General features: G+C 62.0%; 8 protein-coding genes. 1 reads left to right on the top strand and 7 read right to left on the bottom strand.

The window, feature by feature from the left end; genetic code table 11:
• Positions 1–146: 146 nt before the first annotated feature.
• The 5 genes from WBB85_RS17770 to WBB85_RS17750 form a co-directional block, all read right to left on the bottom strand.
• Entirely contained in the window at positions 147–425 is a 279-nt protein-coding gene (locus WBB85_RS17770; RefSeq protein ID WP_432639929.1) for a hypothetical protein, read from the bottom strand.
• 36 nt (positions 426–461) lie between these two features.
• Entirely contained in the window at positions 462–1,139 is a 678-nt protein-coding gene (locus WBB85_RS17765; protein ID WP_432639928.1) for a PspA/IM30 family protein, read from the bottom strand.
• 92 nt (positions 1,140–1,231) lie between these two features.
• Positions 1,232–1,825 (bottom strand): TetR/AcrR family transcriptional regulator, encoded by a 594-nt coding sequence (locus WBB85_RS17760; RefSeq protein WP_432639927.1) that lies wholly within the window; start codon positions 1,823–1,825, stop codon positions 1,232–1,234.
• A 120-nt stretch (positions 1,826–1,945) separates the two neighbouring features.
• On the bottom strand, positions 1,946–3,538 hold the full coding sequence (locus tag WBB85_RS17755; RefSeq protein WP_432639926.1) for a CAP domain-containing protein: 1,593 nt from the start codon (positions 3,536–3,538) through the stop codon (positions 1,946–1,948).
• Positions 3,539–3,779: 241 nt separating this feature from the next.
• On the bottom strand, positions 3,780–4,151 hold the full coding sequence (locus tag WBB85_RS17750; protein ID WP_432639925.1) for a hypothetical protein: 372 nt from the start codon (positions 4,149–4,151) through the stop codon (positions 3,780–3,782).
• A gap of 90 nt (positions 4,152–4,241) precedes the next feature.
• On the opposite strand from WBB85_RS17750, the gene WBB85_RS17745 reads away from it, so the two are divergent.
• Entirely contained in the window at positions 4,242–5,015 is a 774-nt protein-coding gene (locus tag WBB85_RS17745) for an alpha/beta fold hydrolase (protein WP_432639924.1), read from the top strand.
• Here WBB85_RS17745 and WBB85_RS17740 read toward each other — a convergent pair.
• Together WBB85_RS17740 and WBB85_RS17735 are read right to left on the bottom strand one after the other, a co-directional pair.
• Positions 5,004–5,186: a CTP synthetase gene (locus WBB85_RS17740; RefSeq protein ID WP_432639923.1), complete on the bottom strand. Its 183-nt coding sequence runs from the start codon at positions 5,184–5,186 to the stop codon at positions 5,004–5,006. The two genes, WBB85_RS17745 and WBB85_RS17740, sit on opposite strands and share 12 nt — an antisense overlap.
• Positions 5,187–5,322: 136 nt before the next feature.
• Positions 5,323–5,652 (bottom strand): hypothetical protein (locus tag WBB85_RS17735; RefSeq protein WP_432639922.1); only part of this gene is annotated, 330 nt, incomplete at its 5' end.

Here is a 5,652-nt window from a genome sequence, read left to right as displayed (position 1 = left end):
AGCGCCAGCCCGCCGGGACGGGCAGGCGCTCGCCCGGCGCGCGTCGCGCTTGTTCCGGGCGGAATGGTGGGGTGGACCTGTAAAATTTTCGTTACCAGCGAAAAACCCCCGCAGATTGCGGGGGCTTTCCTGCCACTGAACCACTCTTACTTCGGGTCGCCCACAAATTCTTCCAGCAGCTTTTCGTTGCGCGCCTCTTCGATCTGGCGGATGCGATCCTCAAGCGCCCGGGTGTCGAAACGGTATTTGACCACGTTGATCAGACTCAGCGTCAGCAGGACGATGCCCATGCCCCAGTACCCCTTGGTGGACAGCGGCACGTCGGTTGAAAGGTAGAGCGATATTGCCAGGAGCGTATAGGCGACAACGACGCCGGCAATGTTCAGGCCCATGATCAGTGCAGAATCGGTTTTCTGGACGTTCATAACTTGTCTCCTCGTTTGGGATTGGATTTCAGGGGGTTACTGGTCGGACTTCAGACGGTTCAGCACCTCGGTCGCGGTCATTTTCACCGGCTTGCCGAAGCCTTCGGCGGCCATGCGCTCGCCCAGATCGGCCTTCGTGAGCCCCCGGTCGATATCCTCAAGGATCTCGGCCTGTTCATAGGGGTCGTCGCGGTTCAGCACCTCGGCGATCAGCTCCTCGGCCTCGGAGATCGGGCTGCGGCCAGACAGGGTCGTCTGGATGCGGGTCTGAATCGTCTGTTCCTGCCGCACGGCGCGGGCGGCAATGGCGCCCTGTTTCAGGTCGATGATGCGGCGGTTCGTTGTCTCGACCGTCCGGCGCAACCGCATGACGCGGGCCTCCAGCCGCAGGACGGTTTCGCGCCGCAGGGCCAGTTCGTTCTCCATCTCGGCGATGGCCTCGGCCGCCTCGGTGGCCAGCGCCTCGCGCCCGCCCTCCAGCGCCGCCTTTGCCCTTCCTGTCAGATCGGTCACCCGGCCTTGCAGAAGCGTGATCTGCTTTTCCTCGGACCGCTGACGCTGGATCAGGCTGGCCAGCCCGGCTTTCGCCGCCTGCAACCCTTGCTGTGCTTCACGGATCTTCTGTTCGATCAGTTCGATCGAATAGGTTTTTCGCACCCGCTCTTCCGCACGGGCCTCGGCGCCCAGAAACAGCGTCCGGATTGTCGTGAACATGGCATCCTCCAAAAATGAACATCGTTCATATGAAGAACATAGCGCATTGTGAACGCAGTTCAAGATAAATCTGAACGCCGTTCAAGAAACAGTCAGTTTCCAATCCGGCACAAAACCTGTGCGATCATCCGTTCGATATTGCCACGCGGCACGCCCGAGATGCGGTTTTGCAGACCCAGCAGAACAATCCCGTGGATTGAGGAGAAGAGCGCCCGCACCATCAGTTCCAGCTCTTTCGGGTCAAGCTCGGGGAAAAGCTCGGACACTGGTCCGGCGATATTGGCGAAAAGCTTGCGCAACTCTTCCATGTACCAGTCGGGCACTGTGCCGTCGTCGGCCATGTCGATGTCGAAGAGCGCCCGCCACAGCAGCACATTCTCGGCGGCGAAGGCGAGATAGGCGTTCGACATGACGATCAGCCGGTCGACCGGGGGCTGACCTTCGGTCCCTTGCAAGGACTGCCCCACCGCCTCGCCGATCTTGCGGAAGGTGCGGCCGTTCACCGCCATGGTCAGGTCGTTCATATCGGCAAAGACGTTGTAGATCGCGCCCACCGCGCAGCCCGCCTCGCCCGCCAGATCACGGGCGCGCAGCGACGTGAGACCCTTGGCCTCGATCCTCCGCTCCGCGATCTCGATCAGGTTTTGCCGCAACTCCGCCTTGCGCTTGTCTGCCTTGCTGGCCATCGCCTCACCTTTCTGAACTTCGTTCACACGTAATGGCATGGACCCGGCATGAAAACCCGGAATGAAGAACCGCGCCGGATTTCCCGGCGCGGTGTGGTTTTATTGCGGATGGTTGCGCGATCAGACGAAGAGGTTCATGCCGCCATCGCCCGTCGTCGGATCGTCACCCCAGACGATCAGCCCGGCATCCTCGCCGAATTCCAGCAGCTTGCCTCCGCCGCAGACATCCTGGGATCCGTCCATGATATCCTGCAACGTCTGCCCTTCGGCCAAAAGCGCGGGATCAATGTCGAGGCTGTCGACTCCGCCTTCGAAGTCGAGGATCATGTCCCAGCCGCCATTGAAGACGAAGGTATCGGCCCCGGCACCACCGACGAGCATGTCGCAGCCTTCACCGCCATCAAGGATGTCATCGCCACCCTGACCGACGAGAAGGTCGTGCCCGCGACCGCCTACGATCCGATCCGCCTCAGCCGTACCAAAGAGCCAGTCGCCCCAGGGCGTTCCCTCCACGAGGTTCGGTTCCGGATCAGGTGTCGGCTCGGGGTCGGGCACCGGCTCGGGGTCAGGTGTCGGCTCGGGATCGGGCGTCGGCGTTCTGCCATCGGCCATCGCATCCAGCTCCGCTGCGGTCAGCGTCCCGTCGGTGAAGGTAAAGTTCTCGACATTCATGAACGTGTCCGCCCCGTCCGCCGAGGTTACCACATGGCCATTCGCCACACGCATCACCTGAATGTCGGTCGTTGCCGCGTTGATGACGGCCTCGTCACCGCCCTCCCCGCCATCGATCACGTCGTCCCCGGCTCCACCGTTGATGACATTGGCACCGTCATTCCCGGTCAGCATATTGGCCGCATCATTGCCAGTCAGGTCCAGATCCGCCACGCCCAGCAGGCGCGCATCGTCAAACCCCGAAACCAGTTTCAGATCGGCAGAGCTGAGCACTTCCGACCCGTTCACAACGTCGAGCTTCACATTGCTCGACGAGAGATCGACCTTGACCGAACCGGTCCGGCCGCCGGAAGAGAGGTCCACCACGGTATCCGCCGCGCCCTGATCGAGCTTCAGCGCATAGCCCCCGGCCTGTTCGGACGCGGCCTGCTGACCGCCGACCGAAATCGTCGTCCCGCCACTGCCCTCGCCGAGGGAATAGAAGCCGTCCATATCGTTGTCGTCATAGACGACGCCGGTCAGAAAGACGGAATCGTCCCCGCGGGCGAAGTTTTCCGTAATCAGCGAGCTGTGCTGATAGCCTTGGAACGGGCCGGTTTCATTGCCGACACCGATTTCCCTGTAATCTTCCCCCATAATGGCAGTGCGATGGCCCTTGCTCTGGATCAGACCCTCATGCTGCTCACGGATGGTCTGGTCCATATTGAGAGGCGCGGTTGAGGATTGATATGAGATGTTCTCACCCCAGCCCGATCCGGGACCGAACCGGTAACCGGCAGCTTCCATCCGATCACCGGGATCAGAGCCGCCCGAACCGGTATGAGAGAAATTGCCGCTCGTGCGCATCCAGTCCGAATGCCCCTCGGCCGCATTGGCCAGAATGTCATTCGGGGCCAGAACTTCTTTCGGCGCGCCGGAAATGGTGCCGGGTGCCAGCCCTTCATTCAGGTCGATCCCCGCCCGCTCTGCCTCGCCCATGGGGTCGAGCCGTGAACGGTTGATGAGTTCGATCATCAGCTGTTCTGTTTCGCTATGTGCCATGTGTTTTCCTTTTGGCTGCCCCAGCCTGCGGGCACCCGAAAGCATCCGGCGACGGCAATCAAGCCGGGAAGGACGAACACGACGATCACCGGCGAAGGATCGCGGAATCGGCGCCTCCGGCTGTGCGGTCAGCCGCCTGAGATCGGGAATCCGCTTGTAGTTTCAATACCTTTTGGCAAAAGCGCGCCGAATGCCGATCACCATCGCAGCCCTGGGCGGCACTGTCCGCATTCTCTCGGCGTCAGCCTTGCGCCCGCCAGGCCAGCACGATGACCACCAACACAATCACCGCGAACACGGCTGTGCCGAAGCCCGTCAGCATATCGAGAAAGAGCGCCCGCCGCCGTGCCTTTACGCCAAGAGGTTTCAAATGGCCCATGCAGATTTCAAAGGCGCTGTCGATGCGCGCCCGGTCCAGTTGCACCTGCAGTTTCGGAAGATGCGCCTTTTCGGCTGCACGCACGAGATATTCGGCCTCGCGCCGGACATTGCGCGGCAACACACGCCGCCCACGCCTGAGCTTGGCAGCCAGCCCGTCGCCGCGAAGGCCAAGCCGCGCCTCCATAAGATCCGCGACCTGTCCGGCCATCTCCTGCACCGTCACGCCGGTCATTCCCACCTCCTGCCCCGGGACAAGACTAACCCGAGCGCAATTCTCCCGCAACGCACTGGAAGCCGCCGCGCCACCGCGATAGGAAAGGCCATGCTGAGATTTGACGAATATGGAACCGCGACCGATCTGCCGACGCTTCTGGTCGTGCATGGGCTGTTCGGGTCGGCACGAAACTGGGGTGCGATCGCGCGGCGCATGGCCTCGGACCGGCGCGTCGTGGTGGTCGATATGCGCAATCACGGCGAAAGTTTTCGGGCCGAGACCCACAGCTATCCCGATATGGCGGACGATCTGGCCGAGGTGATCAGCGCTTTGGGCGGCCCTGTCGATGTGGTCGGCCATTCCATGGGCGGCAAGGCCGCGATGCAGCTTGCCCTGACCCGCCCCGATCTTGTCGGACGCCTTGTCGTGGCTGATATCGCCCCGGTGGCCTACGGCCACAGTCAGGCGCATCTGACCCAGGCGATGCGCAGGCTGGACCTGTCAGGTCTGGCGGCGCGATCGGATGCAGACCGGCGGCTGGCGCAGGATGTCGCCGATCCCGGTGTGCGGGCGTTTCTGCTCCAGTCGCTGGATCTGAAGGGGGAGGCTCCGCAATGGCGCCTGAACCTCGACGTGCTGGAGCGTGAGATGGACAAGATCGTCGGCTGGCCCGGCACCAAAGGTCATTATGACGGGCCGACCCTGTTTCTGACCGGTGCGGCCTCTGACTATGTCCGCCCCGAACATCGGGCTGGGATCAAAGAGCTTTTCCCGGCGGCGCGGATGGCGAAGCTGCCCGGGGCGGGGCATTGGCTGCATGCCGACAAACCCCGCGAATTCGAAGCAGCGTTGCGCGCCTTTCTGGGCCCGCTAGACCTCTGAAAGCTGTTTTGTGACCATCCAGGCCACTGGCAGCGCCAGCATCGCGCCAATCAGCGCCGCGATGATAATCGGTTTTGCTCCGACCAGCCCCATGGTCAGGGCCGCGATGACTGCCGAGCCCGCAAGCGTCACGCTGGCAAGCGTATAGATCACGAAAAACAACCGAAGCACGGAAGATCCTTTCCCTGATGCCGCGCATTTCGGTTTGGGGTTTACCGGCTTGTCGCCAAGACGGCCTTGATCTGCATCATCCCAATGCGTTTCGGGTACATGTTGATCTATCGGGTATATGGATTGGCGCGAAACGCTACAGGCAATCCAGATCGAAGCGGGCGACACCGGTATCGCCCTGGATTTTGGTGCGCATGGAGTTGGGCACAACCCGACATCCTGTCGCCTCAGCCGCCGCTTCCTCCATCAGACGCGGTACAGGCTTGCGCTCGGCCCGGGTGAGATAGCCCAGCCGCACCACCTCAACTGCGCTACCCTTCTGAAAGACCACAAAGTCGATACCGCCCTTTGTCACCTCATGCCGTACCGCGCCGAAGTAGTCAGGCGCAGGAGAGGCACAGCCGGAAATCAGGATGAGCATGAGAAGAAACCGCATGCGCCAACCTTTCCACCGGATGGTTAACAG

Source organism: Albidovulum sp. (genome assembly GCF_049646345.1).
In the GTDB taxonomy this organism is placed as follows: Bacteria; Pseudomonadota; Alphaproteobacteria; order Rhodobacterales; family Rhodobacteraceae; genus Albidovulum.
This window is presented reverse-complemented; position numbering and strand designations above follow the sequence as displayed.